Source organism: Streptomyces sp. NBC_00289 (assembly GCF_041435115.1).
GTDB lineage: Bacteria > Actinomycetota > Actinomycetes > Streptomycetales > Streptomycetaceae > Streptomyces.
Genome location: NZ_CP108046.1, coordinates 8,438,965 through 8,465,214 on the forward strand (window position 1 = coordinate 8,438,965; position 26,250 = coordinate 8,465,214).

Annotated in this window: 21 protein-coding genes and 2 pseudogenes; 9 read left to right on the forward strand and 14 right to left on the reverse strand. The window is 73.1% G+C overall.

The window, feature by feature from the left end; genetic code table 11:
- Nucleotide 1 precedes the first annotated feature (1 nt).
- The gene (locus OG985_RS38235; protein WP_371672951.1) at nt 2-448 is read right to left on the reverse strand and encodes an Lrp/AsnC family transcriptional regulator; all 447 of its coding nucleotides are present in this window, start codon (nt 446-448) and stop codon (nt 2-4) included.
- A 131-nt stretch (nt 449-579) separates the two neighbouring features.
- On the opposite strand from OG985_RS38235, the gene OG985_RS38240 reads away from it, so the two are divergent.
- Nucleotides 580-1,062: a rhodanese-like domain-containing protein gene (locus tag OG985_RS38240; protein WP_371672952.1), complete on the forward strand. Its 483-nt coding sequence runs from the start codon at nt 580-582 to the stop codon at nt 1,060-1,062.
- A 152-nt stretch (nt 1,063-1,214) separates the two neighbouring features.
- Nucleotides 1,215-1,499: pseudogene (locus OG985_RS38245) on the forward strand (3-ketoacyl-ACP reductase); the annotation flags it as partial.
- A gap of 182 nt (nt 1,500-1,681) precedes the next feature.
- On the opposite strand, the gene OG985_RS38250 reads toward OG985_RS38245, so the two are convergent.
- The gene (locus OG985_RS38250; RefSeq protein ID WP_371672953.1) at nt 1,682-3,373 is read right to left on the reverse strand and encodes a DUF885 domain-containing protein; all 1,692 of its coding nucleotides are present in this window, start codon (nt 3,371-3,373) and stop codon (nt 1,682-1,684) included.
- Between the two features lie 63 nt (nt 3,374-3,436).
- Complete coding sequence (locus OG985_RS38255; protein ID WP_371672954.1) at nt 3,437-3,943, reverse strand: Lrp/AsnC family transcriptional regulator; 507 nt, start codon at nt 3,941-3,943, stop codon at nt 3,437-3,439.
- Between the two features lie 60 nt (nt 3,944-4,003).
- On the opposite strand from OG985_RS38255, the gene OG985_RS38260 reads away from it, so the two are divergent.
- The gene (locus tag OG985_RS38260; protein WP_371672955.1) at nt 4,004-5,242 is read left to right on the forward strand and encodes a PLP-dependent aspartate aminotransferase family protein; all 1,239 of its coding nucleotides are present in this window, start codon (nt 4,004-4,006) and stop codon (nt 5,240-5,242) included.
- Nucleotides 5,243-5,660: 418 nt separating this feature from the next.
- Here the strand turns inward: OG985_RS38260 and OG985_RS38265 are convergent, their stop codons facing one another.
- The 5 genes from OG985_RS38265 to OG985_RS38285 form a co-directional block, all read right to left on the reverse strand.
- The gene (locus tag OG985_RS38265; RefSeq protein WP_371672956.1) at nt 5,661-7,097 is read right to left on the reverse strand and encodes a GNAT family N-acetyltransferase; all 1,437 of its coding nucleotides are present in this window, start codon (nt 7,095-7,097) and stop codon (nt 5,661-5,663) included.
- Nucleotides 7,098-7,256: 159 nt separating this feature from the next.
- A complete protein-coding gene (locus OG985_RS38270; protein ID WP_371672957.1) occupies nt 7,257-9,917 on the reverse strand; it encodes a DUF6493 family protein in 2,661 nt (886 codons plus the stop codon).
- Nucleotides 9,914-11,317 carry an SWIM zinc finger family protein gene (locus OG985_RS38275; protein WP_371672958.1) on the reverse strand — a complete coding sequence of 468 codons (1,404 nt, stop codon included), beginning with the start codon at nt 11,315-11,317 and terminating at the stop codon, nt 9,914-9,916. Before OG985_RS38275 ends, OG985_RS38270 begins: the two co-directional genes overlap by 4 nt.
- A gap of 217 nt (nt 11,318-11,534) precedes the next feature.
- Nucleotides 11,535-13,121 carry an alkaline phosphatase gene (locus OG985_RS38280; protein ID WP_371672959.1) on the reverse strand — a complete coding sequence of 529 codons (1,587 nt, stop codon included), beginning with the start codon at nt 13,119-13,121 and terminating at the stop codon, nt 11,535-11,537.
- 141 nt (nt 13,122-13,262) lie between these two features.
- A complete protein-coding gene (locus OG985_RS38285; RefSeq protein WP_371672960.1) occupies nt 13,263-14,744 on the reverse strand; it encodes a PLP-dependent aminotransferase family protein in 1,482 nt (493 codons plus the stop codon).
- 47 nt (nt 14,745-14,791) lie between these two features.
- Here OG985_RS38285 and OG985_RS38290 point away from each other — a divergent pair.
- Nucleotides 14,792-15,628, forward strand: a pseudogene (locus OG985_RS38290) (DMT family transporter); the annotation flags it as partial.
- A 39-nt stretch (nt 15,629-15,667) separates the two neighbouring features.
- Here the strand turns inward: OG985_RS38290 and OG985_RS38295 are convergent.
- Complete coding sequence (locus OG985_RS38295) at nt 15,668-16,510, reverse strand: alpha/beta fold hydrolase (RefSeq protein ID WP_371672961.1); 843 nt, start codon at nt 16,508-16,510, stop codon at nt 15,668-15,670.
- Nucleotides 16,511-16,852: 342 nt separating this feature from the next.
- Between OG985_RS38295 and OG985_RS38300 the strand changes: the two genes are divergently transcribed.
- Together OG985_RS38300 and OG985_RS38305 are read left to right on the forward strand one after the other, a co-directional pair.
- Nucleotides 16,853-17,731: an RNA polymerase sigma-70 factor gene (locus tag OG985_RS38300; protein WP_371672962.1), complete on the forward strand. Its 879-nt coding sequence runs from the start codon at nt 16,853-16,855 to the stop codon at nt 17,729-17,731.
- 244 nt (nt 17,732-17,975) lie between these two features.
- Entirely contained in the window at nt 17,976-18,737 is a 762-nt protein-coding gene (locus tag OG985_RS38305; RefSeq protein ID WP_371672963.1) for a GntR family transcriptional regulator, read from the forward strand.
- An 81-nt stretch (nt 18,738-18,818) separates the two neighbouring features.
- Here OG985_RS38305 and OG985_RS38310 read toward each other — a convergent pair whose 3' ends face one another.
- The 3 genes from OG985_RS38310 to OG985_RS38320 form a co-directional block, all read right to left on the reverse strand.
- Nucleotides 18,819-19,976: an ROK family transcriptional regulator gene (locus OG985_RS38310; RefSeq protein WP_371672964.1), complete on the reverse strand. Its 1,158-nt coding sequence runs from the start codon at nt 19,974-19,976 to the stop codon at nt 18,819-18,821.
- Nucleotides 19,977-20,085: 109 nt separating this feature from the next.
- On the reverse strand, nt 20,086-20,748 hold the full coding sequence (locus OG985_RS38315) for a response regulator (protein WP_371672965.1): 663 nt from the start codon (nt 20,746-20,748) through the stop codon (nt 20,086-20,088).
- A 14-nt stretch (nt 20,749-20,762) separates the two neighbouring features.
- Nucleotides 20,763-21,938: a sensor histidine kinase gene (locus OG985_RS38320; RefSeq protein ID WP_371672966.1), complete on the reverse strand. Its 1,176-nt coding sequence runs from the start codon at nt 21,936-21,938 to the stop codon at nt 20,763-20,765.
- A 108-nt stretch (nt 21,939-22,046) separates the two neighbouring features.
- On the opposite strand from OG985_RS38320, the gene OG985_RS38325 reads away from it, so the two are divergent.
- Genes OG985_RS38325 through OG985_RS38335 form a run of 3 tightly spaced genes read left to right on the forward strand, consistent with a single transcriptional unit; the run spans nt 22,047 to nt 24,214 of the window.
- Complete coding sequence (locus OG985_RS38325) at nt 22,047-22,982, forward strand: ABC transporter ATP-binding protein (protein WP_371672967.1); 936 nt, start codon at nt 22,047-22,049, stop codon at nt 22,980-22,982.
- Nucleotide 22,983: 1 nt separating this feature from the next.
- Nucleotides 22,984-23,709 carry an ABC transporter permease gene (locus OG985_RS38330; protein ID WP_371672968.1) on the forward strand — a complete coding sequence of 242 codons (726 nt, stop codon included), beginning with the start codon at nt 22,984-22,986 and terminating at the stop codon, nt 23,707-23,709.
- Nucleotides 23,710-23,767: 58 nt separating this feature from the next.
- Entirely contained in the window at nt 23,768-24,214 is a 447-nt protein-coding gene (locus OG985_RS38335; protein WP_371672969.1) for a hypothetical protein, read from the forward strand.
- Between the two features lie 11 nt (nt 24,215-24,225).
- On the opposite strand, the gene mug is transcribed toward OG985_RS38335, so the two are convergent.
- Both mug and purB read right to left on the reverse strand, forming a co-directional pair.
- Nucleotides 24,226-24,798 (reverse strand): G/U mismatch-specific DNA glycosylase, encoded by a 573-nt coding sequence (gene mug, locus OG985_RS38340; protein ID WP_371674613.1) that lies wholly within the window; start codon nt 24,796-24,798, stop codon nt 24,226-24,228.
- Complete coding sequence (gene purB / locus OG985_RS38345) at nt 24,795-26,237, reverse strand: adenylosuccinate lyase (protein WP_371672970.1); 1,443 nt, start codon at nt 26,235-26,237, stop codon at nt 24,795-24,797. Before purB ends, mug begins: the two co-directional genes overlap by 4 nt.
- Nucleotides 26,238-26,250: the final 13 nt, after the last annotated feature.

A 26,250-nucleotide genomic window follows, 5' to 3' on the forward strand; every position in this document is an offset into this window, starting at 1 on the left:
CTCACCGGCCCAGTGGGCGCCGGGGGAGTGGTGAGGAGTAGACGACGCTCGTGGTCACCGAGCCCAGCGCGCCGATCCGGCCCGATACCTCCTCCAGGTGCCGCATCGAGCGGGCCGCGACCTTGATGACGAAACAGTCGTCGCCCGTGACGTGATGCGCCTCGAGGATCTCGGGGGTGGCGGCGACCAGGTCGTGGAACGGCTTGTAGTTGCCGTGCGGGTAGCGCAGGCGCACGAACGCCAGGATCGACAGGCCCAGCCGGTCCGGGTCCACGACGGCCGCGTACCCCTGGATGACGCCCGCCTCCTCCAGCCGGCGCACGCGTTCGGTGACCGCGCTCGCGGACATGGAGACGGCACGGGCCAGCTCGGCGAAGCTGGCCCGGCCCTCCCGCTGGAGGACATCGAGGATGCGCCAGTCGGTGGCGTCCGGGGAAAACGCGGTCATGCCCGAGAGATAACAGGGGAATCCCCGGCAAGGCAAGGGAAGGGCCGGGGAACGCCCCTTCTGAACGGCGATCACCGACCGTAGATTTCGGGACGTCACTCTCCCGAACCCGGATCCGGAAGGCCCCGACCATGAGCAGCAGCACGACCGCCGTCAGCCCCGTTCTGCGCGTCGCCCCCGCGGCTCCCGCCGAGGCGGCCGCGTACTTCCGCGCGAGCCTGGCCTTCCACGCCGACGTGTCCGACGTGGCCGCCGCGCTCGCCGCCGGCGGCGACCCCGGCTTCGTCGTCCTCGACTCGCGCTCCACCGAGTCCTGGGACCAGGGCCACGTACCGGGCGCCGTCCATCTCCCGACCGCGCTCGTCGCCGAGCAGGCCGGGCAACTCCTCGACAGGTCCGTGCCGGTGGTCACCTACTGCTGGGGCCCTGGCTGCAACGGCGCCACGCGTGCGGCCCTGGCCCTCGCCGAACTCGGCTACCAGGTCAAGGAGATGCTCGGCGGCTTCGAGTACTGGGCCCGCGAGGGCTTCCCGTACGAGACCTGGCAGGGTCGCGAGCAGCGCGCCGCCGACCCGCTCACGGCACCCGTCGATGCGGAGAACTGCGGCTGCTGACGCGAAGGTTCGGGGACCTCGAAGGGGGAGAACCCGGTGCGGGCGGGGTCTGCGCCCTGGTGCGACACGCGGACCGGGAGCGGCCGGCGGGAGGGACGGGGACGGGACAACCGCGTGCGCCGTCCCCGCCGGGCTGGTCATGCTTGGCCACCATGCCGACGAACCCGGATACCAGCCCTGAAGACCCGCGTCCCACCCCTGAAGACCTGCGCCGTGCTCCCTTGCCGTTGCGCGGCCGGACGGCTCTGGTCACCGAGGCCGGCAGAGGGGCGGGCATCGGGCATGCCGTCGCCCGGCGGCTCGCCGCGTACGGGGCGAACGTCTACCTGCACCACCACGTGCCGCACGACCTCGCCATGCCCTGGGGCGCCGACCGCCCCGCACCGGCGGTGGCGGCCACGGTGTCACCGCGCCCGGATACGGCAGTGGCCGCTGGTCGGTGAGCGGGGGAGCGCCGGCCGCCGGCCGCCGAGCTCCGAGCGCCGGCCGCCGAGTGCCGGGCCGGCGAGCGCGGGCAGGCGAGCGCGGGTCATGAGCTGCGGCCGTCGAGTGTCGGCCCGCGGCTGCCCAGCGCCGCGCGCCGGCGGTCTCTTCGGCCGCCCTCCCCGCACGCTGTGCGTCAGAGCCGGGACAACTCGTCGACCAGGTCGTCCAGGCCGAGGGAGCCCTGCGAGAGGGCCGCCATGTGCCAGGCCTTGAGGTCGAAGGCGGCGCCGTGCCGCTCGCGGGCCCTCTCACGGCCCAGCAGCCAAGCCCGTTCGCCGAGCTTGTAGCCGATCGCCTGGCCCGGGATCGTCAGGTAGCGGGTCAGCTCGCTCTCCACGAAGTCCGCGGGACGGCTGCTGTGCGTGCCGAAGAACTCCTGCGCCAGCTCGGGGGTCCAGCGTTCGCCCGGGTGGAAGGGGGAGTCGGCCGGGATGTCCAGCTCCAGGTGCATGCCGATGTCCACGATGACCCGGGCGGCCCGCATCATCTGCGCGTCGAGGTAGCCCAGCCGCTGCTCCGCGTCGGTGAGGAAGCCCAGCTCGTCCATGAGCCGCTCCGCGTACAGCGCCCAGCCCTCGGCGTTGGCGCTGACCCCGCCGACCGTGGCCTGGTAGCGGGAGAGGTTCCCGGCGACATGCGCCCACTGGGCGAGCTGCAGGTGATGACCCGGGACGCCCTCGTGGTACCAGGTGGAGACCAGGTCGTACACCGGAAAGCGGGTCTGGCCCATCGTCGGCAGCCAGGTGCGGCCCGGGCGTGAGAAGTCCTCAGACGGGGCCGTGTAGTACGGGGCGGCCGCGCTGCCGGGCGGGGCGATGTGCGACTCCACCTTCCGTACCCGCTCGGCGAGTTCGAAGTGGGTGCCGTCGAGTGACTCGATCGCCTGGTCCATCAGACCCTGCAGCCACTCGCGGACCTCGTCGACACCCTCGATGTGCCTGCCGTGCTCGTCGAGGTGCGCGAGTGCCACCCACGGCGTCTCGGCGCCCGGCAGGATCTTCTCCGCCTCCTGCCTCATCTCGGCGAGCAGCCGGTGGTACTCGGCCCAGCCGTACGCGTACGCCTCGTCCAGATCCAGGTCCGTCCCGTTGAAGTAGCGCGACCAGCGGGCGTAGCGCTCGCGCCCCACCGTGTTCGGCGCGCCCTCGATCGTGGGGGCGTACACGTCGCGCACCCAGTCCCGCAGCTCGACGACGGCCGCGGTCGCGGCGCCGGCGGCCTCGTCCAGTTCCGCGCGCAGCGACTCGGGGCCCGTCGAGGCGAAGTCCTCGAACCAGCCGCGGCCGGTGCCGTCGGTGTCGGCCCACTCCGTGAGCTGCTCGACGAACGTCGCCGTCGGGCGGGGGCCCGCGTACAGCTTGCGTTCCAGTCCGAGCGCGAGGCACTCGCGGTAGCCGGCCAGTGCGGCCGGGACACCGCGCAACCGCTCCGCGATCGCCGCCCAGTCCTCGTCCGTCTGCGTCGGCGTGACGGTGAAGACCTCGCGCACCGAGTGCGCGGGCGTGTGCATGTTGCCGACCGCGCGCAGCCCCTCCTCCGCCTCGTGCACGGCGAGTTCCGCGGTGAGCCGCTCGCGCAGCAGACGGGCGCACCGGCGCTCCACGTCGCTGTCCGCGCCGGGCCGGCGCTCGGCCTCGTCGAGCCGCGCGAGTGTGGTCCGTGCCAGCTCCGCGAGCGCCTGCTGGCCCGCGGGCGAGGTGTCGGGGAGTCTGCTCGAACTCTCCCGCACGCCGAGGTACGTACCGGTGACCGGGTCGAGGGCGATGAGGTCGTCGACGTAGGCGTCGGCGACCTCGCGGGGCAGCGGGCTGTTGGTCTCTGACATGCGGACATCCTCATACGCGGACACGTGCCGCGTCAGCCCCGTTTCGGCGGGCCGGGTGCCGTGTCAGCTCGATTTCGCTGAGGGCGTGGCTCCGGCCGGGCCGGGTGGCAGCAGGGGCCCGCACTCCCACTGCTGGAATATCAACCGGGTCTCCACCCGGGCCACTTCGGTCCGTGCCGTGAACTCGTCCAGCACCAGCCGCTGCAGATCGGCCATGTCAGCGACCGCGACGTGGACGAGATAGTCGTCCGGCCCCGTGAGATGGAAGACGGTCCGTGACTCCGGCAGGGCGCGGATCCGGTCCACGAACGGCCCCACCAACTCCCGCCGATGCGGCCTGACCTGCACGGACAGCAGCGCCTCCAGGCCGCGCCCCAACTTGGCCGGATCCAGTCGCAGCTGATGACCGAGGATGACGCCCGCGCGGCGCAGCCGCGTGACGCGGTCCAGGCAGGTCGACGGCGCGACCCCCACCTTCGCGGCCAGATCCCGGTACGTGGTCCGGGCGTCGTTCTGCAGCAGCCGCAACAGATGGAGGTCCACCGGATCGAGTTCGACGGATTCACCCATGTGCCGAACGTAACACGGACTTCGACCCCCGAATCCCGGCCGGTGTTCACTCTTCCGACCATGGACTCAGCGAGCCTGCACACCTACGACCCCGCACGCGCCGCACGCGCCGCACGCGCGGTGCGCTCCGCACCGAGAGCACTGGCCACCGAGGCTGTGCACGCCGGCCGGGACGATCTCGCGCGTCAGGGCCTGCACGCGCCGCCGATCGACCTGTCCACCACCTACCCCTCGTACGACAGCCGGGGTGAGGCCGCCCGGATCGACGCCTTCGCCGCCACCGGTGCCGAACCGGAGGGCCCGCCCGTCTACGCACGGCTGGGCAACCCGACCGTCGCCCGCTTCGAGACCGCCCTGGCCCGGCTGGAGGGCACCGAGGCGGCGGTCGCGTTCGCGAGCGGTATGGCCGCGCTGAGCGCCGTACTGCTGGTACGCGGTTCGATGGGGCTGCGTCATGTCGTGGCCGTCCGTCCGCTCTACGGTTGCAGCGACCACCTGCTGACCGCCGGGCTGCTCGGCTCCGAGGTGACGTGGGTGGACCCGGCCGGTATCGCGGACGCGCTGCGCCCGGACACCGGGCTGGTGCTGGTCGAGTCCCCGGCGAACCCGACCCTCGCCGAACTCGACCTGCGGGCCGTCGCGCACTCCTGCGGCTCCGTGCCGCTGCTCGCGGACAACACCTTCGCCACGCCTGTGCTGCAACGCCCCGCCGAGCAGGGCGCGCGGCTCGTGATGCACAGCGCCACCAAGTACCTCGGCGGGCACGGGGACGTGATGGCCGGCGTCGTGGCCTGCGACGAGGAGTTCGCCGGGCGGCTGCGGCAGGTCCGGTTCGCCACCGGCGGCGTCCTGCATCCGCTCGCCGGCTACCTGCTGCTACGGGGCTTGTCGACGCTGCCGGTGCGTGTGCGGGCCGCCTCCGCGAACGCCGCCGAACTCGCCCGCCGGCTCGCCGCCGACCCGCGCGTCACCCGCGTCCACTACCCGCGCATCGGCGGCGCGATGGTCGCCTTCGAGGTCGCGGGCGACCCGCACGAGGTCATTCGCGGAGTACGTCTCGTCACCCCGGCCGTCAGCCTCGGCAGCGTCGACACCCTCATCCAGCACCCGGCGTCCATCAGCCACCGCATCGTGGACGCCGGCGACCGCAGGAATGCCGGCGTGAGCGACCGGCTGCTGAGACTGTCGGTGGGCCTGGAGGACGTCGAGGACCTGTGGTCCGATCTGGACGACGCGCTGGGCGAACCGACCGCCCTGCCGGTGCCGACCGGCGCCCACGAAACGGCGCGGGGCGCCTGAACGGCGGCCGCGATCCGGGCCGGCCCCGCACGGCGAAACGACCCAGCGCTGAGTTCCCCCGGGCGTTTCGCCGAGTGCCACCTTGCCGCGCGGGCGCGGCCGGCCACGACGCGAACGCCGTGACCCGCCGCCACGCGAACTCCACGACGCGAACGCCGCGACCCGCCGCGATGCGAACGCCGCGACCCGCCGCGATGCGAACGCCGCGACCCGCCGCGATGCGAACGCCGCGACCCGCCGCGATGCGAACGCCGCGACCCGCCGCGATGCGAACGCCGCGATCCGCCACTGCGCGAACGCCGCGATCCGCCACTGCGCGAACGCCGCGATCCGCCACTGCGCGAACGCCGCGATCCGCCACTGCGCGAACGCCGCGACCCCCGTGTCTACGCAAGGCGCGCGGGCGCCCGCTCGGTGGTCACTCCCGGACGATCCGTTCGCCGGCTGCCTGGCCCGGTGACTGGTCGTACGACAGGTGGGAGGTGGCCGCTGTCCTGTCGAGGCGGGCGGTGATGACCAGGGTGCCCTCCTCGATCTGGTAGTCGAGGGGCAGGCCGAGGCCGCGCATCGCGGCGACCATGCCGGTGTTGGACGCCTGCGTCACGGCGTACACGCTCTCGCAGTTGGCCGCCACCGCCATCGCCACCAGTCGGCCGAGGAGTTCGCTGCCGATACCCCGCCGCTGCCAGTCATCCTCGATGAGCAGCGCGACCTCCGTCTCGTCACCGTCCCACAGCAGATGACCGAGCCCGACGATGCGCCCGGAGGCGGTCTGCACGGCGAGCGTGCGACCGAAGCGCGGACTGAGCAGGTGGTTCAGATAGCGATCGGCGTCACCGACCGGTCCGTGGTAACGCATGGCGAGCGTGCGCGCCGAGCACCGTTCCTGCATGGCCTTCGCGGGCTCGAGGTCGCTCGGGTCCGCCCGGCGCACGGTGATGTCACTGCCCTCGGGCAGCGTCAGCACGTCGTGACCCATCGGTACGCGCGGACCCAGCCGGGCGTCCAGTTCGACGAGTGCCCGCGCCCGGGCGAACTCCGTCGGGGTGAACGGCAGATACGGCCGCTCCACGGTGATCACTCCGCCTTCCGGAGCGCGCAGCCGCATCACGGTGCCCTCCAGCGCTCCTTCGACGGGCACGGACTCCGGCCGTCGGCCGCCGCCCACGGGGGCCGCGGGCAGCGAGCGGATGGTGCACCGGCCCAGCAACTGCCGTAGCGCGAGCGGCAGTTCCGCCGCGTCGAGGGCGGTGCGGGTCGCGAGGCCGAGCACCCGGGTCGGCGCGTCCACCAGATCGTGGGCGTCGGCCCGCTCGATCCAGGTGTCGGCGCCGCCGGCCAGCGAGACCGCGCGGCCGAGTTCGGCCCCGGCGAGTTCGGCCGGAGCACGCAGCAGGAACTCGTCCACCGTGCCCTCGGCCAGTGGATGCGTCTGCAGGCTCAGGATGTCGACCCGCAGGCCGGCGAGCGCCGTGCACAGCGTGGCCAGCGATCCCGGTTCGTCCTTCACCGTGGTCCGCATCCGCCACAGCACGCTCTCCCCGGTCACCGCGTCCGGAGCGGTCCCGTCCCGGTCGGACGGCCCGGCCTGCTGTCCGGTGGACAGCGGCCGGGCGTCGGTATCGCTCGGCGGGGCGTGACCGTGGCGTCGTGCCCACCATGTGTGGAATCCCGCCGTGGCGATCAGGACGACCGCTGAGATCAGCAGCAGTTCCGGTCCGTCGGGGCCGTGCCCGATCAGGTTCGCGACGGCGTCCGCCACCGCGACCGCCGTGAAGAGCGCGGCGAGTTCGATCACGTCCCGCCGCCAGTGGTGGACAGGACGACCGTGCCTGGCACGGGTCACATCAGACATGTCTCGAGTCATGCAGCCACTGTGAAGGAACGGTGTTGCGTGATCACGAACGCTTTGTGACCTACCGGTAAAGACTGCTTTTGCACCCTTTTGTTTATCTTTTGATAGTTGAGTCGCGTACGTCGAGCAGGCACCGACCAGTCGTGAACCCGCGCCGTCTCACGCGGCCCGCTGCTCGGCCAGTGTGTCGCGCAGCCGCCGCGCCTGCGTCACCAGCCGGGACGAGCCGCGCCGGTCCGCCGCCTGTGCCAGGTGCGGTATCTCCCCGCGTGCCCCGGAACGTTCGGCGCACTCCGCGGCCACGCCCACCAGTTCTCCGAGCCCCCGGCCCGACGCGGCGGCGCCCTCGGTCGCGAGGTCCGCGAGCAGGACGGGCAGGGCGTGCCGGAGCACCCCCCAGATGGTGGCGTTCGCCCCCGTGGCCGCCGCGGTCCGCGCGGACTCGGCGAGTCGCAGCGGCTTGACGGCCCCGCGCCGCACCAGCTGTCCGAGGTCCGCGCCGAGCCGGGCCGGGTCGAGCTGCCCCCGTGCGGCCAGCACCAGCAGGGCGTCCACGGCGGCGAGCCGATCCTCGGGATGACGCGCCCCGAGCCCGTACGCCAGGCACAGGTGCACGGCCTCGCCGGCCGCACCGCCGGCCTCGGCGAGCAGCGGCAGTACGGCCGCGGCGCCGCGACTGTCCTCCACGGCCAGGGCGGAGATGTCCCGCAGCACCCGCACCGCGACCAGCTCGCGCCGCTCGGGCAGCAGGGCCAGCCAGTGCTGCCGTATGTCCTGGCCCCAGTGATGGCAGTACCAGCGCTCCTTGAAGACGCTGACCGGACGGCCCAGCGGCCGGAATTCCTCGGGGAAGTCCTCCTGCAGCTCCGGGAGTTCACCACACTCGACCAGGATGCGGGCGCCGGAGGTGCGTCGCCGGTCGGTGGGCAGGGTCGGGCCGTCGCAGGAGAGCCAGGCCGCGAGTCGAGTCCCCTCCGCGGTGCCGAGCGCCGCGGCGTCCTCGGCGGCCGTCGCAGCGGCCGAGCGGTCCTCGCGCCGGACCCGCAGCAGCGCCTGTGCGAAGTCGGCCGGGGAGACACGGACCCCGAGTCGTCGGTAGGTGTCCAGGCGCGCCACGAGTTCGTCCGGTTCCAGCAGGCCGGTGCTCCATGTGGGGGTGGAGAGCAGGAACGGCAACGGGTCGGTCCGGATGCGGTACGCGACCTCCCAGAGTCGGGCGTCGAACGCCCGGGACAGCGCGCTGTGCACGCATTCGTGCGTACGTGCCCCCCGCTGGACCGCGGAGTGCAGCGTGGCGGTGAGCAGTCCGCCGCGCAGCGTCGCCAGGAGCAAATCGATGCCGTCCTCGGTGGTGCCGATACCCCGGTGGCTGTTGCTGAAGTAGTCCTGCGAGGGCAGGATCCGCTCGGGCCCCGACGGGTCCCACCAGCGCTGTGAGACGACGGGCGCCAGAGCGTCCAGCAGCGCGCCCTTGTCCCGGTACGTATGGCGGACGAGTCCGTCCAGGGTCCTCTCGAACTCCGTCACGCCACCGCCGGACGCCAGCAACGCGCCGACCTCCTCCGCGAGTTCGGCGGCCGTCTCCGGAGCGGGAGCAAGACGCACCGGCTGCGGCACCGGCGGCAGAACCTCCTCGTACTCCGGCGTCCACGAAGCCGCCGGTACGCCCAGAGTCCGTGCCGCCCGAGCACGCAGCACCGGGATCAACTGCTCCGAGGCGACGGCGAGTTCCTCGCGGAGCGGGCCGGTGTCGGCCTTCTTCGCATGGCGTTCCACCAGCTTGAGCGCCCGGTCCTGCACGTCCGAGTCCTCGTGCCCGAAGGCCTGCGCGGCGGCGGGCAACAATTCCCCCGCCGCGGACGGATCCCGCGCGAGTGCCTTGCCCAGCAGCACGAGCTGGGCCCGCACCAGCTTCTTCTCGGTGCGGAACAGCACCGCGCCCGACATCTCCGTCAGCCGGCTCGGTGCCAGGTCGCCGTCCAGTGCCAGGGCTCCCAGCACCGACTGGGCGTGCGCGGCCACCACCGACATCCCGTCCGAGGCCAGGGCAAGCCAGTCGGCGATCCGCTCCCGCTCCTCGTCACGAGTGAGCGCCAGCGACTTCAGCACGCGCAGGAACGAGCGCTGGTCGGCGGCCGAGCCACCCCGCAACAGCCGGGCCACGCACGCGTCGACCGTCGCCCCGCGGTCGAGCGCGCCCTCGTCGGTGAGCCGCGCGAGCGCTTCGGCCCAGCTGTCCGGCCCCTCGCCGTACGTCCACGCCCACCGTCCGCCGATGTCCTCCGTCTCGAAGGCGGCGGCCACGAGAGGCGCCAGGTGCGGATCCTTGCGCAGCCGGTCCAGCACCGTGTTCCCGAGCTCCCAGCCGGCGCCGATGTGCTCCACCCAGCCAGTGACGTACGCCGGCGTCGTCGGCACCGGGCAACCGGACAGCCGTACCAGACCGGCCAGCAGTTCATAAGGCACGCGCGCGCTCTCCGGGCGCTGCGCGAGCCGGTGCGTCACGTCGACGAGCCAGTCGGTCTCGCGGTCGCCCAAGAGGTGGATCAGCAGTCCCGGTGACGCCTGCGACCAGCGCATGTCGGCCGCCGCGAGCCAGCTCGCCACGGCTGCCGCGCCGGTCTGGCAGGCCGCCCCGGCCGCGTGCAGGGCGGGGTAGGCCCTTCGGGAGGCCGCGTTCCACTGATCGGAGCGCAGCTCCTTGCGCAGTGCCCGCAACTCGGGGAAGAACGAGCGCCGTTCGGCGTCCGTCATCCCGTCGAGCAGGCTCACCACCTCGGCCGTGCGCCCGGCCCGGACCGCTTCCAGCAGCGAACTCATCGCGCACCCCCGTCGACTCGTGCCATGTCCTGCTCCGGTGCGGCGCCCCGCCGCACGATCCGTACCGCCAGCGCGTGCTTGCACGGCCCGCGCCCGCCCCGGTACTTCGCCCACCAGAGGCAGCTGCAACTGAGCACCCCCGCCTCGTCCCGGACCCGGTGCGCATGACCGTCCTCGGCCGTCACCGTCGCGAGTGTGCCCTCCAGGGCTACCGCGCCCGCGGCCACCAGTGCCCGGGCCGAGCGCAGCCGTGGGTTGTGACGCTCCACCCGCTCGGCGTCGTAGGGGAGTTCGCGGTGGAAGTAGGCCGCCTCCGCCGTGTCGTACCCGACGCGGCCCGAGGTGCCCAGGCGGACGAGGGCCGCCCTGACGCGCTCGGGTTCCAGGCCCGAGGCCGCGGCGAGGTCCGCCGTGTCGATGCGGGGCTCCCAGGCGAGCAGCACCGAGATCAGCTCGGCGTCCGCGGCGGCCTCGTCGGTGGCGAGCGCGTCGAGGACCCCGCCCTCGCCGGAGAACCCGCGGGAGGCGTCGGGGGACAGGGTCAGGGTGAGCCGCATCCCGGGCAGGACGACCTCCCAGGCACTGGCCGCGGCGGCCGCCGAAGCGACCGGGGGGCCGTAGACCCGCAGAGCCGTCGCGTGGCGCAGCACCCGCTGCAGCGCGATCAGCCGGTCGGGTCCGGGCAGGCAGACCGCGCCGGGTACGGGCCGGGTGGTCGGACGCAGCGAGCGGCCCGCGGGCACCACCCAGCGCGGGCCCACCGAGGCGGCCCGCGTCCCGCCGCGCGGCAGCGCACGCAGGAACCGCACGGCCTCGGCGGCCGGCAGCTCGGCCCGCAGGTCGAAGCCGGCCGCGATCACCTGGGCCTCGGCGAAGCCCCGCAGCCACCGGTCCGGGAGGGGCACCTTCTTCTCCACGACCGGGCCGTCCATCGTGGTGACGGCCAACTCCTCCGGGCCGACCCGCAGGTGGAGCGGGTCTGTCGTACCGACCCGGGAGAGTGCCTCACGAAGCGGGTTGTTGACGTCGACATTCGTCGTCCCGTGGCCCACCTCGCCGCCGTCGAGGCCCGCCTCCAGCACGTCCAGGCGTGCGTACACCCCGCCGCAGCCGGAGAAGGACTCGAAGCGCAGTCGGTCGCCGTTGCCCGTGACCACGGGGTCGAGGGAGGCGGGCAGTTGCCGCTGGTAGTAGCGCGCCGCCGCCACGTCGGCCACCGCCAGCAGTCCGGCCGCGGCCACCTGAGGAGACGTCAGAAAGCCGGTGAAGAACCGGGGATGGTCCTGGACACCCGAAGGCGTCGCACCCCGGGAGGTCTCGAGCCCCAGGAGCTGTCCACCTGCGGCGGACTCCAGCACGGAGGGTTGGCGATAGGCCACGGCCTGCAAAGATCGCGTCATGGAAAAACCGTAGAGGCGACCACTGACAACCGGCCCCGACCTGCGAAAAGGCCCCGCTCGGCGACGTGTTGCGGGCCTCCTCGGTCTGCCCGCCTCGACGGGGCCGACCGGCCGAGGAGAGGCGGCCCGTCAGCGGCCGAGGGACACGGGTGTCACCGCGCACCGGGAGATGACGCCGGTGCGCGGCACACCGTCGAGCGTACGGGAGTTGCGGGTGTTACTGGCCGACCTTGCCCGGCTGGAGCACCTGGGTGAACAGCACCGTGCCGTCCTGCTCGCGCAGCCGCACCGTCAGCTCCCCGCTGTCGCCGTCGATGTCGACCTCGCCGAAGAACTGGTAGCCGCCGGCGGGCGAGACGTTCGACGCGGTCGGCGCCTTCACGAACACCCGCTCCGGACCGAAGGTCCTGTCGAGGGCGCTCGCCGGAAAGGCGCCCGCGTTGAGCGGACCCGAGACGAACTCCCAGAACGGCTCGAAGTCCGTGAACGCGGCCCGCGACGGCTGGTAGTGCTGCGCAGACGTGTGGTGCACGTCGGCCGTCAGCCACACCGTGCCGGTGATCCGCCGGTGCTTGACGAACCGCAGCAACTCGGCGATCTGCAGCTCACGCCCCAGTGGCGCGCCAGGGTCGCCCTGCGCAACCGCCTCGATGTTCGGCCTGCCCTCGGTGGTGTCGGGCACGACAAGGCCGATCGGCATGTCGGCGGCGATCACCTTCCACACCGCACGCGAACGTGACAGCTCCCGCTTGAGCCATTCGAGCTGCTCGCGGCCGAGGATCCCCTGCGGGTCGACGGTCTGGTCGTCGGGCGAGTTGGCGTTGCGGTACGTCCGCATGTCCAGCACGAACACGTCGAGCAGCGGCCCCTGGCGCAGTACCCGGTGGACCCGGCCCTCCCGAGCGCCCGGCCGCAGCGTGGAGATCGGGAAGTACTCGCCGAAGGCGCGCCGGGCCCGTCCGGCCAGCACGTCCACGCTCTTCTGCGTGTAACGGGTGTCCGTGTCCGCGATCACCTCGCCCGGGTACCAGTTGTTCCGCACCTCGTGGTCGTCCCACTGGATGACGGAGGGCACCTGGGCGTTGAACCGCCGAAGGTTCTCGTCGAGCAGGTTGTAGCGGAAGTTGCCGCGGAACTCGGCCAGGGTCTCGGCGACCTTGGACTTCTCCTCCGTGGTGATGTTCCGCCAGGTACTGCCGTCGGGCAGCGCCTGGGTCGCGGTGATCGGGCCGTCGGCGTAGATGTTGTCGCCGCTGCACAGGAAGAAGTCGGGGTCGAGACGGCCCATGGCCTCGTAGATGCGGTAGCCGCCGAGGTCGGGGTTGATGCCCCAGCCCTGACCGGCCAGGTCGCCGGACCACAGGAACCGCACACCGCCGCGCCTGCGCGACGACACCGTGCGGAAGGTGCCGGTGACCGGCTCGCCGGTACGGCGCGGGTCGTCCGGGTCGGCCAGCAGGACGCGGTAGTGGATCTGTTCGCCCACCGGCAGGCCGCGCAGCCGGGTCGTTCCGGTGAAGTCGGTGTCCGCGCCGAGCAGTGGACCGTGCCACCTGCGCGGGTTGCGGAACGACTCGGTCGCCGAGGTCTCCACCAGCATGCGGGCCGGCCGGTCCGAGCGCACCCACACCAGTCCGGAGTCGGAGGTCACGTCACCGGCCTGCACACCCCAACCCGCTCCGGGGCGCCCGGAAAGGGCGAAGGCGGGCGCCGCGCCGGCCGCGGCGGGCAGGGTGAGGGCCGCCGACGCGGCCAGGGAGCCGCGCAGGACGCTGCGGCGGCCGGGGAACGGACGGTGGGACATGGCTGTGCCTCCAGGGACGGGATCCGGCCGGTGTGCAGTGCCACAACTACTGGTGCGCCGCAGCGCACACGGAAACCGCAAGTGAACAACTGGCCGCTGGAGGAGGGAACGGCGGGCGATCAGGTGGGCACCGTAGGCCGTTCACCGGGTCAGGGCTTCGGCCATCAGCCGTACGCCGGTACGGATGCGGGCCGGCGACTGGTGTGCGTAGCCGAGCACCAACCGCACCTGCGAGGACCCTTCGCCCTCGCCACCGGAACCGGAACCGGCATCGGCGCCGCGACACGCGTGCATGTAGTCCGTCAGCGGGCGCACCGCCACCCCGGCGGCCGCCACGCGCGCGAGGAAGTGCCGCTCGGGTCCGAACCGCCGCGGCAGCTCGGCGATGACGTGCAGACCCGCTGCGATCCCCGACACCTCGGAGCCGGGGAAGTGCTCCCCCAGGGCCGCGACGAGGGCGTCGCGCCGTTCGCGGTACGCGCGCTGGCAGCGGCGCAGCTGGCGGTCGTAGTCACCGCGTTCCAGGAATCGGGCGAACAGCGCCTGGTCGAGGGTGGGATGGCCGAGATCCATGGTGCGTTTGCGTTCCACCACCTCGTCGGCCCAGGACTCCGGCACCAGCAGCCAGCCGAGCCGGAGCCCCGGTGCCAGGGACTTGCTGACCGAACCCGCGTAGGCCACGTGGTCCGGGTCGAGGCCCTGGAGCGCGCCCACCGGCGCACGGTCGTAGCGGAAGTCGCCGTCGTAGTCGTCCTCGAAGACGAGCCCGTCCACGGACCGGGCCCAGTCGAGGAGTTCGGCGCGGCGGCGGGCGGAGTAGGCGATGCCGGTGGGGAACTGGTGGGCCGGCGTGGTCACGACGGCCCGGACGCCGGAGGCCCGCAGGGGGCCGGGAGCGAGCCCTTCGTCGTCCAGCGGCAGTGGCACGGTGGTGACGCCCGCCGAGGCGTGGAGGGCGGCGTGCTGGGGGCTGCCGGGGTTCTCCACGCCGACGGTGCGCAACCCGCGCGCGCTGAGGGCGAATCCGAGCAGCGCGGTCGCCTGGGCCACCCCGGAGACGACCACCAGCCGCTCCGGGTCCGCGACCACGCCCCGGCGGCGGGCGAGCAGTTCGGCCAGGGCGGTGCGCAACCGGGGCAGTCCGCGGGGGTCCGGGTAGCCGAGGTCCCGATGCGGGAGTCCCGCCAGCACCCCGCGCTGCGCGGTGGCCCACGCCGCCCGGGGGAACAGGGACAGGTCCGGTGTCCCGGGCACGAAGGTGGCACGGATGCCGGGGGAGCGCGGGGCGAGGTCACGCGCGCGTGGGTGGGCGGCCCGTACGGCACCGCCCACCCAGGTGCCCGCACCCCGGCCGCTGCGCAGGTATCCCTCGGCGGTCAACTGCTCGTAGGCCTCGGTGACCAGCCCGCGGGACACCTTGAGATCGGCCGCGAGGTCGCGGCTCGACGGCAGCCGGGTGCCCGGCGCGAGCCTGCCGGAGCGGACCGCGTCCCGCAGCGCCGCCTGCAGTGAGCGACCACGCGCGCGTGCCGGTGCCGCGACGGCCGGCAGCAGGAGTTCCCAGGCGGCGGAGCCCGTCGGCCGGTGAGGCGGTCGGTCGGGATTGGTCTCCGATGACGTCATGGAAGTGGACCTTAAACCGGGCCGCGACGCTCCCTAGCGTCGTCGCCATGAACGCCACCACCACGCGCGGAGCCCTGCTCGCCGCGCTCGCCTGTGTCCTCGTCGGAGGGTCCTTCACCGCCAACAGCGTGCTCGGCGACTATCCGCCCGCGGGCGGTCAGTTCCTTCGCTACGGCCTGGCCTGTCTGCTGCTCGTTCCGGCGGCCCGGAAGGGCGCCGCGGCCCGGCTGAGGGCGCTGTCCGCAGCCCAGTGGGTGCGTCTCGGCCTGCTCGCGGCGGTCGGCATGGTCGGTTTCAACCTGGCCGTCATCGCCGCCGAACGCACCGCCGAGCCCGCGGTCCCCGGTGTCTTCGTCGGATGCGCGCCCGTGGTCGTGGCGGTCATCGTCCCGCTGCTCGCCGGGCGCCGCCCGCGACGCGTGGTGCTGTACGGGGCCCTGCTGGTCGCGGTGGGAGCCTGCACCGTCCAGGGCTGGGGACGCACCGACGGCGCGGGCATCGTCTTCTCCGGGTGCGCGCTGGCCGGCGAGGTCGGTTTCGCGGTCCTCGCCGTACCCGTGCTGCGGCCCCTGGGGCCCCGGCTGTTGTCCGCCGCGGTCTGTGCGGTCGCCGCGGTGGAGGCCGGGGTTCTCGGACTGCTCCTGGACGGCCCGGCGTGGTTGCGGTGGCCCGATCCGGCACAGGCGGCCGCCTTGCTGTGGCAGGGGGTGGTCGTCACCGCCGTCGGCTTCGTGTGCTGGTACATGGGCATGCAGCGGCTCGACGCGGAGCGCGCCACGCTCTTCTCCGGCCTCATCCCGGTCTCGGCGGCCTGCACCGCTCCCCTCGTCGGAACGGGCTCCTACGGGGCCGCCCAGGCGGCCGGCAGCGCCCTGGTCGGTGTCGGAGTGGCCCTGGGATCGGGCGCGTTGTCCCGCCGTCGCTCAGCGGCCGCCCGCGCGGCTTCCGTCGAGGATCACGCGGGCGACCAACGCGGGGTCGTCGTTCATCGGGCAGTGCCCGCATCCGGGCAGCCGCACGAGCCGGGCCCGGGGGATGATCTGCTTGGCCCGGACGCCCTGGCGGCGCACCAGCAGCAGGTCCTTGGTGCCCCAGGCCACGGTGACCGGGATCTGGGGGATGTCGTCGGTGAACCGGACACCGATGCCGGCCCGCAGGGTCTCGTCGAAGCCCGTGGCCTGCGCCAGGGCGAGCGTCTCGGCGACCACGGCCTCGGGTGAACGGCGGGCCGGACGGGCGTAGATCGTGCTCGTCAGGGCGGTGCGGCCGGCCGCCGAGCGGGACAGACGCTCGACCAGGGGCAGCGGCAGCCGTCGGGAGATGTGCCGCATGGTGAGCAGGACACCGAAGGCGTAGCGCCGTTCGGCCGGGGACCAGAACCCGGCCGGAGACAGGGCGGTGACGGACCGTACGCGCTTCTCACGGGCCAGCTCCAGGGCCAGCAGGCCGCCCAGCGAGTTGCCCGCCACGTGCGGCCGGTCGAGCTCCAGTGCCTCGCACAGGGCGCTGAACACGGCCGTCGTCGTGGACAGGTCGTAGGCGAGGCCGGCGGGCAGGGCCGGAGACGCGCCGAATCCGGGCAGGTCCACGGCGATCACGTCGCGTTCGGTCGCGAGGATGTCCACCACCGGGTCCCAGGCCTGCCGGTGGTGACCGATCCCGTGCAGCAGCAACAGCGGTTCGCCGCGGCCCACGCGCGCGTAGGAGACGGTCACGGGACGAGGGCCCCCAGGGGTGGGGACCTCGAAGGAGACAGTGGCGGACATGGAAGTGCTCCTTGGCTGGGCTCGCAGACGGACGCCGGGCGGACAACCGGGGTAGACAGCTTGTCAGCAATTACTACCGACGGGTAGCCCCTCGGGTGGCGCGGGCCGCGTCGCCGTACCGCCCTCAACGCGCTCTGCGCACCCGGAGGTTGGGCTCCGGGCGCCCCACCTGCTGGAACAGCCGGTTCACCGCGCGCGTGCGGGAACGCGGACTGAATCCGCCGGCCCGCTCCGCCTCCCGAGAAACCGGGCTCGCCGACCGCCGACGGTGCGCGGGACCCGCTGCCCGGCGGGCGCCGTTTTCACCTGGACACCGCCGGACGCTTCGGCTGGGATGGTGCCGTGACCACCGACACCGACGTCTTCGAAGAGCACCGCCCCGTCCTCCTGGGCGTCGCCTACCGCATGCTCGGGCGCGTCGCCGACGCGGAGGACGTGGTCCAGGAGGCCTGGCTGCGCTGGTCGGGCGCGGACCGGACCGAGGTGCGCGAACCGCGCGGCTACCTGGTGCGTGTCACCACCCGCCTCGCCATCGACCGGCTGCGCCAGGTCAAGGCGCGGGGCGAGGCGTACGTGGGCCCGTGGCTGCCCGAGCCGTACGTGACCGACTTCGCGGACACCGTGCCGGACACCGCGGAGCGCGCGGTGCTCGCCGACTCCGTCTCCCTGGCCGTCCTCGTCGTCCTGGAGTCGCTGTCGCCGCTGGAACGTGCGGTGTTCGTGCTCAGGGAGGCCTTCGGCTACCCGTACGCTGAGATCGCCGCGATGCTGGAGCGCGGCGAACCGGCCGTACGACAGCTCGCCGGACGGGCCCGCAAGCACGTCGAGGAGCGAAGGTCGCGCTACGAGGTCGACCCCGCGCAGCGCCGCGACCTCACCGAGCGGTTCCTGGTCGCGGCCGCGGAAGGGGACATCGAGGGGCTCATCGCCCTGCTGGCCCCCGACGTGCGGCTTGTCGGAGACAGCGGGGGCAAGACCAAGGCGCCCCTGCGCGTCCTGGACACGGCCGACAAGGTGGGCCGCTTCATGGCCGGCGTCGCCCGCAAGGGCGTCCCCGGCCTGTCCTTCCGCTTCCTGGAGCTCAACGGCGGACCCGCGGTGCTGGCATCGAGGGGGGACAGCCCCGACTCCGTGTTCCAACTCGACGTCCTGGACGGCCGCATCCAGTGCGTCTACATCATCCGCAACCCCGACAAGCTGCGGTCGCTCGCCGTCGTCTGAGGCGCACCGCCGTCCGACGAAGCCCCCGTTTCGCGACGGGGGCTTTGCCGTGGCGTCACGAACGCGGTGTCGTACGAACGCCCCGTGAACGCTGTGCCGCAAAGCGCCTGTCGGTTGCCCGAGGGATCGAGGATTGGTCTTGACCAAGGGTGGGGGCCGTCCTATGGTCGCAGAGAAGTGCAACAACCTTTAATAAACAAGGGCGCTAAAAAGCCGCCGACCACGGCGATCGCGGAGGACTAGGGTGGGGACCACGCAGCTGGAATCGGTGCCGGAACCGAAGTACTGGCATCTCAGGACCGTGCTCACAGAGGCACTGGACTCCGAGTTCACGGTGGGCGAGATCCTGCCCAACGAACGTGATCTGGCCGCCCGCTTCGGCGTCGCCCGGGCCACGCTCCGCCAGGCACTCGAGCAGCTCGAACTGGAAGGCCGGCTGCAGCGCCGTCGCGGTGTCGGTACGACCGTGGCTCCGCCGCGCGTCGGCGTGGCCGTCGGCACCGAGCAGCACGCCTGGCCGGGAGCGGTCGACGACGGCTGGCAGCCCGTCGACAGCACCCTCGAGGTGCCGCCCGCAACCGTCGCGGAGGCCCTGGAGACCGGCAGCGAGCAGGCGGTGCACACCGTACGTCGCTCGCGTACGACCCACGGCCAGCCGGTCGCCGCCGAACTGCTCTACATCCCCGAGTCGTCGGTGCCCGACCTCTCCGCCATAGACGCCCCGTCCGGAGCGGCACGCGCGCGTGCGGTGCTGCGCGACCTCCAGCGCCTCGAGCTGGAGGGCCAGGACAGCGCCGTGGAGCTCGGCTCGGCCCGCGCGGACGACGCCAGGCAGCTGGACCGGCTCCCCGGGGCGCCCGTCCTCGTCGTCACCACCCGTTTCATCGCCGACGGCCGTACCGTCGCGCTGTCCGTCGCCACCTACCGCGCGGACACCTGCCGGCTGACCTTCGGCGACTCCGGCGGGGTGGAGATCCAGCAGGGACCGGAACGCCGGGCCTCCTGAACGCGGTGACACCACGCCGAACCCAGTGACACCACGCGCCCCGGCGGACAGCCGGGGCGCGACGCGTGTCGCGGGGGCGTGTCAGCGGCGCGCGGTCACCGTGCCCTCCACCGCGAACAGCTGCTCCTCCACATGGTCGAGCGCGAGCCGCAGTGCCCCCGTCGCCACGGCCGCCTCGCCGAGCAGCGAAAGGGCCACCTTCGGCGGCCGCAGGCAGTAGCGCGCCAACTCGCGGCGCAGCGGCTCCAGTACGCCGTCCAGTCCGGCCGCCCAGCCCCCGACGACGACCAGTTCGGGGTCCAGGGCAAGGACGAGAGCCGCCACGTCGTGGACGAGCCGCTGGATGAAACGGTCGACGGCCTCCCGGGCCCGCCGGTCGCCCTCGCGCGCCTGCGCGAAGACCCCGGCGACGGCCAGTTCGTCGAGCGGGTGCAGCGGCTCGTCCGTCGTGGACAACAGCGTCTCGGGAGTCGCCCCGCGGCCCAGCAGGTGCAGCGCGCCGATCTCACCGGCCGCCCCGCCGTACCCCCGGTGCAGCCGTCCGCCGATCAGCGCACCGGCCCCCGGACTCAGCCCGGCCAGGACGAACACGACGTCGTCGGACTCGGTCGCGGCGCCCTTCCAGTGTTCGGCCACCGCGGCGGCGTTGGCGTCGTTCTCCACCAGGACCGGGCACTTGAAGGAACGGCTCAGCCGCTCACCCAGCCGCAGCCCGGTCCACTCGGGGAGCGCGGTGCTCAGCCGTACGGTGCCGTCCGCCTCGACGATCCCGGGCGTGGCGACCCCCACCGCCCGCAGCGAGCCGCGCGCGACACCGGCCCGGCGCAGCAGTTCGGCCACCGCGGTGCGCAGCCGCTCCAGGCGCTCGTCGGCCGAGGCCGTCTCGTCGATGTCCTTGGCCTGCGCGCCGGTCACCCGGCCGTCCAGGTCGGACAGCAGGGCGGCGACGCGATGCGGCCCGATCTCCAGGCCCAGCAGGTGTCCGGCCTCCGCCCGGAACCGGAACCGCCGCGCCGGCCGGCCCTGACGCCGGGTGGCGCCCTCGTCGGCGGCCTTCTCCACGACGAGGCCGGCCTCGATGAGACCCTCGACGACTCCTTCGACGGTCGGCCGGGACAGTCCGGTCACCCGGGTGATCTCGGTGAGTGTCGCGCAGTCCGTGGCACGCAGCGCGTGCAGCACCACCGCGGAATTGATCCTTCGCAGCAGCGAGGGATCCCCGCCGGTCAGCCGCCCCAACGTCCGTCCTTCCAGCTCGTGCGCGTGTTGGCCGGATCGTACAAGGCGCGGCGGACCCCGGCGAGTGCCGGGCACGACCGAACCTGCACGCGTGTTCCGTCCGGGCGCCTCAACCCGGCGCGACGAACCCCGACTCGTACGCCGCGATCACGGCCTGCGTGCGATCCCGCGCCCCCAGCTTCGCCAGCACGGCGCTCACATGGGACTTCACGGTCTCGGTCCCGACGATCAGCCGGGCGGCGATCTCGGCGTTCGACAGCCCGCGGGCCATCAGCCGCAGCACCTCCGCCTCGCGGTCGGTGAGCTGGGCCCGTTCCATCGCGGCGTGGGCCGCGCGGTTCGCGCCGTGGTCGCCGTACTCGGCGGCGAGCCGCCGCACCGAGGCCGGGAAGAGCAGCGACTCGCCCTCGGCGACCAGCCGCACGGCGTGCACGATCTCGGCGGGCCGGGCCCGCTTCAGCAGGAACCCGTCCGCCCCGGCCCGCAGTGCGTCGTACACGTACTCGTCGTTCTCGAAGGTCGTCACGACGAGGATCTTCGGCGGCTCGTCGACCGTCCGCAGCACCGCGCGCGTGGCCTCGATGCCGTCCATGAGGGGCATCCGTACGTCCATGGCGACCACGTCCGGCCGCAGCCGCCGCACCAGGGGAATCACCGCCGCGCCGTCGGCCGCCTCTCCGACGACCTCGATGTCGGGCTGCGACTCCAGCACGGCGCGCAGACCGGCGCGGACGAGGGGCTCGTCGTCGACGAGGAGAACGGTGACCGGCATCCGGCCAGCGTAGATCAGCCCAACGGCAGCTCAACATGCACCTGCCAGTCACCGTCGTCCGGGCCCGTGCGCGCGTGCCCGCCGAGCAGGACGGCGCGCTCGCGTATGCCGCGCAGGCCGCTGCCGCCGCCGGTGCCGGGGGTGCCGCCCGGCCCGGGGAGGGCGGCGGCCAACGGATTGCGGACCTCCAGGCCGAGGGAGCCGCCGACGACGTGGACGCGCACCCGGACCGGGACGGCCCCCGCGTGGCGCAGTACGTTCGTCAGCGACTCCTGGAGGATGCGGTAGCCCTCGCGGGAGACCGGCCCGGGGACGGTCTCCAGCGGGCCGGAGAAGTCCGCGTCGACCTTCGCGCCGGAGACGCGGGCGGACTCCACCAGGCGATGGGCGTCCGTCAGCGTCGGCCGGCCGCTCACCGGCCGCTCCGACTCACGCAGGATGCCCAGCACCCGCTCGAGATCCTCCATGGCGGCGCGCCCGGTCTCTTCGATGGCCTCCAGGGCCCGGTCGGTGAACGCGGGATCGCCCGCCGCCCGGGCGGCTCCCGCCTGCACCACCGCGACGGTCAGGGCGTGGCCGATGGAGTCGTGCAGTTCGCGCGCGATGCGCGTGCGCTCCAGGAGTTGCTCGGTGCGTTCCTCCAGGGCGGCGAGGCGTTCGGCAGCGGAAGGGCCGAGAAGGCGGCGCGCGAGGGCGGTGACCAGCTCGCCGAGGCCGACCACGGCGCCGTACAGCGCGATCAGCGGGAGTGGGGCCAGGAAGGCGTAGGCCCAGTGCGGCTGGACCTCACCCAGGACGGGCAGGTCGCGAGGGGTTCGTTCGCGGGCGAACTCGACCAGCTCGAGCGAGGTGAGCGGCAGCCAGACGGTGCACACCGAGATGACCCCTCCCAGGGCCATGCGCGCCTCCAGCCACAGCACGGTCCGCAGGCGGTCCCGCCAGCCGGCCGACGGCTCCACGGAGATCTCCGTGTCCGGCTCGCCCGGTGTCAGCAGCAGGCGCGCCTGGACGCCCTCGCCGCGGCGCACGCCCGGGATCAGGAACCCGAGCGGAACAAGGACCAGGGCGGGCACCCACGGCTTGCTGATGTCGATGAACAGCCACACGCTGACGGCGAGCATCGGAACCCACAGGTGCAGGAAGCGCGTGTACGTCGTCCCGCGGAGCAACGGGCGCAAGATTCCGGGCATTTCGCCATCGTGCCACCCGCCACCGACAGCGGTCCTCCCCCGGCCGGGGGAGACGATCTCCACCTCCGGGGGAGGACCGCGCCCCGCACCGGCGGCCAGGCTGATGCCATGACCAGCATCGACGTCCACGACCTCACCAAGGAGTACGGCACCCGGCGTGCCGTGGACCACCTGACGTTCCGAGTCGCGCCCGGCCGCGTCACCGGTTTCCTCGGCCCCAACGGCGCCGGCAAGTCGACCACCATGCGCCTCGTCCTCGGCCTGGACCGGCCCACCTCGGGCACCGCCACGATCGGCGGCCGTGCCTACGCCACGCTCCGTGAACCCCTGCGACATGTGGGCGCGTTGCTCGACGCGCAGGCCGCCCACGGCTCCCGTACCGGCCACGCCCACCTGCGCGCCCTGGCGGTGAGCAACCGGATCCCGCTCGCCCGGGTCGACGAAGTGCTGGAGGAGACAGGGCTGGCCGCGGTCGCTCGCCGCCGGGTGAAGACGTACTCCCTGGGCATGCGTCAGCGCCTCGGCATCGCGGCCGCCCTGCTCGGCGACCCCGAGGTCGTCATGCTCGACGAGCCCTCGAACGGCCTCGACCCCGAAGGCATCGTCTGGATCCGCGAGTTGCTGCGCCGGCTGGCGGGGGAGGGCCGCACGGTCCTGGTCTCCAGCCATCTCATGAACGAGACCGCGTCGTTCGCCGACCACCTCGTGGTCCTCGGACGGGGCCGCCTGCTGGCCGACACCCCGATGCGGGGGTTCATCCACGCACGCGTGCGGCCCGCCGTCCGGATCAGGACGACGGACGCCACCGCGCTCGAGAACGCCCTCGCCCCGCACGGTCACCGGGTGGTGCGGCACGAGGACGGGCACTGGACCGTGCACCACGCGCGCGTGGACGACATCGGACGCCTCGCGTCCGCGGCGGGAGTGCCGATCCTCGAACTGACGGCGGAGGAAGCCACCCTGGAACAGGCGTACCTGGACCTGACCGCAGACGAGACCGAGTTCACCGCCCAGCCGTCCGCGACGCAGCAGCAGGAGGCCTGACATGTCGTTCGCACCCGTGCTCCACTCCGAGTGGCTGAAGATCCGTACGCTCCGCTCGCTCTGCGGAGCCCTGCTGGCGGTGTTCGCCGTGACCACGGCGTTCTCCGCGATCGCCGGAGCCTCCGGCACCTCCGACCCCGAGTTCGACCCGCTCTTCACCGCACTGTCCGGCGTGACGCCCGGCCAGATCGCCGCGGTCTCCTTCGGCGCCATGGCGATGTCGTCGGAGTTCCACGGGGATGGACTCCGTCTCTCGCTCGCCGCGGTCCCTCAACGCGGCCGGTGGTTCGCGGCCAAGGCGACCGCCGTCGCCGTACCCGTCCTCCTCGTCGGGCTGGTCACCGCCCTCGCCGCGCTGGTCGCGGCGCGGGCGGGGCTCGGCGACGCGGCGAGCCCCCTCTCCGTGGCGGAGCAGGCCCGCGGTGTCGTGGGCTGTGCGGTCTACCTCACGCTGATGGCTCTGCTCGCGACCGGCCTGGCGGCCTTGTTGCGCAGTGGCGTGGGCACCCTGTCCGTCCTGATCCCGTTCCTCATCGTGGTCTCGTTCGTGATCGGGGACATGTCCGGCGGCGCCGAGGACCTGCTGCCCGACAAGGCGGGTCAGGTGGCCCTGTACGAGACCTACGACGGGACGCTGGGACCGTGGTCGGGGCTCGGCGTGACCGCGCTGTGGACGGCCGCGGCCCTCGCGGCGGGAGCGTGGAGCGTACGGCGGCGGGACGCCTGACCCGGCGAAGCCGCTGACGGCACGCCAATTGTCAGTGGCGACGGGTTTACTGGATCACATGGACAGCGCCGAGTACCTCGCCACGATCGACTCGCTGTGCGCCCTCGACCTGACCGCGGGCCACGGCGAGTCCGACGCGGTCGTGGCGGGACCGGGTTACCGGGTCGTGGAGTTAATGGTCAGCCACGGCCTGCCGACCGGCGACGCGTCCGGGCGAATACCGACCGCGGAGGACTTCCACGCCCTCAAGGACCACTTGGCACAGCGGCTGAACGAGAGATGGGGGGAACAGCAGCCGCCCTGGGGGACGGTGACGCTCGGGGTGCGCCTGGACCGCGGCGAGGAGATACCGGAACCGTGGGCCACGGTGAGTGTCCTGGTGGACGAGTTGCACCTGTGGCACGTGGAGCACGCGGACCGCTGGGTCGCCCTCGGCGTCGCGGACCGGGAGGAGAACGACGAGGTCCGGCTCCTCACGGTCGTCACGCACGTCGACCCACCGTGAGGCGCCGGCCGCTAGGACTCGTGCGCTTCCCCGGCCTCCGACGCTTCCGCCGCCACCCGCAACCGCGCGAACTCCTCCGCCATCGTCCGAGCCGTCCAGTGGGCGTTCAGTCCGCTCGGATTGGGCAGCACCCACACGCGCGTGTCCCCGATCGTCCGCTGCTGCGGGCCCACCCGCGCCTTACGGTCGTCGAACGCGGCCCGGTACGCGGTGACTCCCACGACAGCCAGCCAGCGCGGCCGCAGTCGCGCCACCTTCACCGCGAGCAGCCGCCCGCCCTCCCGGTACTCCTCGGCGCCCAGTTCGTCCGCGCGAGCCGTCGCCCGTGCGACGACGTTCGTGATGCCGAGCCCGTACGACGGCAACTCCCGCTGCTCCGACGGCTTCAGGAGCCTGGGCGTGAACCCGGACAGATGCAGCACCGGCCAGAAGCGGTTGCCGGGGCGGGCGAAATGGTGTCCCGTCGCGGCCGTCATCAGACCGGGGTTGATGCCGCAGAACAGCACACGGAGACCGTCCGCGACCACGTCCGGTACCAGACGGTCGCGGGCGGCCTCCAGCTCCGCCGGGGTGAAGCGGGTCAGAGGATCGCCCCCGGGGTGTAGCCCGCGGCCTCCGGACGCTGCTTCACGAGGTCGTCGACGCGGCCGACGACCGTGGCGACCTGGGCGGCCGCGGCGCCGGTGAAGGACAGCTTGTCGGCCATCAGCGCGTCCAGCTGGGCCCGGTCGAGCGGGATGCGCTCGTCGGCGGCCAGCTTGTCGAGGAGTTCGTTGCGCTCGGCGCCCCGCTCACGCATCGCGAGTGCTGAGGCGACCGCGTTCTCCTTGATCGCCTCGTGCGCGACCTCCCGGCCCACGCCCGCGCGAACGGCGCCCATCAGCACCTTCGTGGTGGCGAGGAACGGCAGGTAGCGGTCCAGCTCGCGGGCGACGACGGCCGGGAAGGCGCCGAACTCGTCGAGCACCGTCAGGAACGTCTCCAGCAGGCCGTCGAGCGCGAAGAACGCGTCGGGCAGGGCCACCCGGCGGACCACCGAGCAGGACACGTCGCCCTCGTTCCACTGGTCGCCCGCCAGCTCGCCGGTCATCGAGGCGTAGCCGCGCAGGATGACCATCAGGCCGTTGACGCGCTCGCAGGAGCGGGTGTTCATCTTGTGCGGCATGGCGGAGGAGCCGACCTGACCCGGCTTGAAGCCCTCGGTCACCAGCTCGTGCCCGGCCATCAGCCGGATCGTCTTCGCGAGCGAGGACGGCGCGGCCGCGAGCTGCACGAGCGCGGTGACGACCTCGTAGTCCAGCGAGCGCGGGTAGACCTGGCCGACGGAGGTGAACGCCTGCGAGAAGCCGAGGTGCCCGGCGATCCGCTGCTCCAGCTCCGCGAGCTTGGCCGCGTCCCCGCCGAGCAGGTCCAGCATGTCCTGCGCCGTACCCACCGGGCCCTTGATGCCGCGCAGGGGGTAGCGGCCGAGCAGTTCCTCCACCCGGCCGTGGGCGACGAGCATCTCGTCGGTGGCGGTCGCGAAGCGCTTGCCGAGCGTGGTGGCCTGGGCGGCCACGTTGTGCGAGCGGCCGGCCATGACCAGCTCGCCGTACTCGGCGGCCAGCTTGGCCAGCCGCGCCAGCACGGCCACCGTACGGTTGCGGACGAGCTCCAGGGACAGCCGGATCTGGAGCTGCTCGACGTTCTCGGTGAGGTCGCGGGAGGTCATGCCCTTGTGCACGTGCTCGTGCCCGGCGAGGTCGTTGAACTCCTCGATCCGTGCCTTCACGTCGTGCCGCGTGACCTTCTCGCGCTCGGCGATCGAGGCCAGGTCGACCTGGTCGAGGACGCGCTCGTAGTCGGCGATCGCCGCGTCCGGCACCTCGATCCCGAGGTCCTTCTGGGCCCGCAGCACGGCGAGCCAGAGCTGACGCTCCAGCTTCACCTTCTGCTCGGGCGACCAGAGCATGGCGAGCTCGGCGGAGGCGTAGCGTCCGGCGAGGACGTTCGGGATGCGGGGCTTGGCGGGCGCAGAAGTCACGTGTACGGATTCT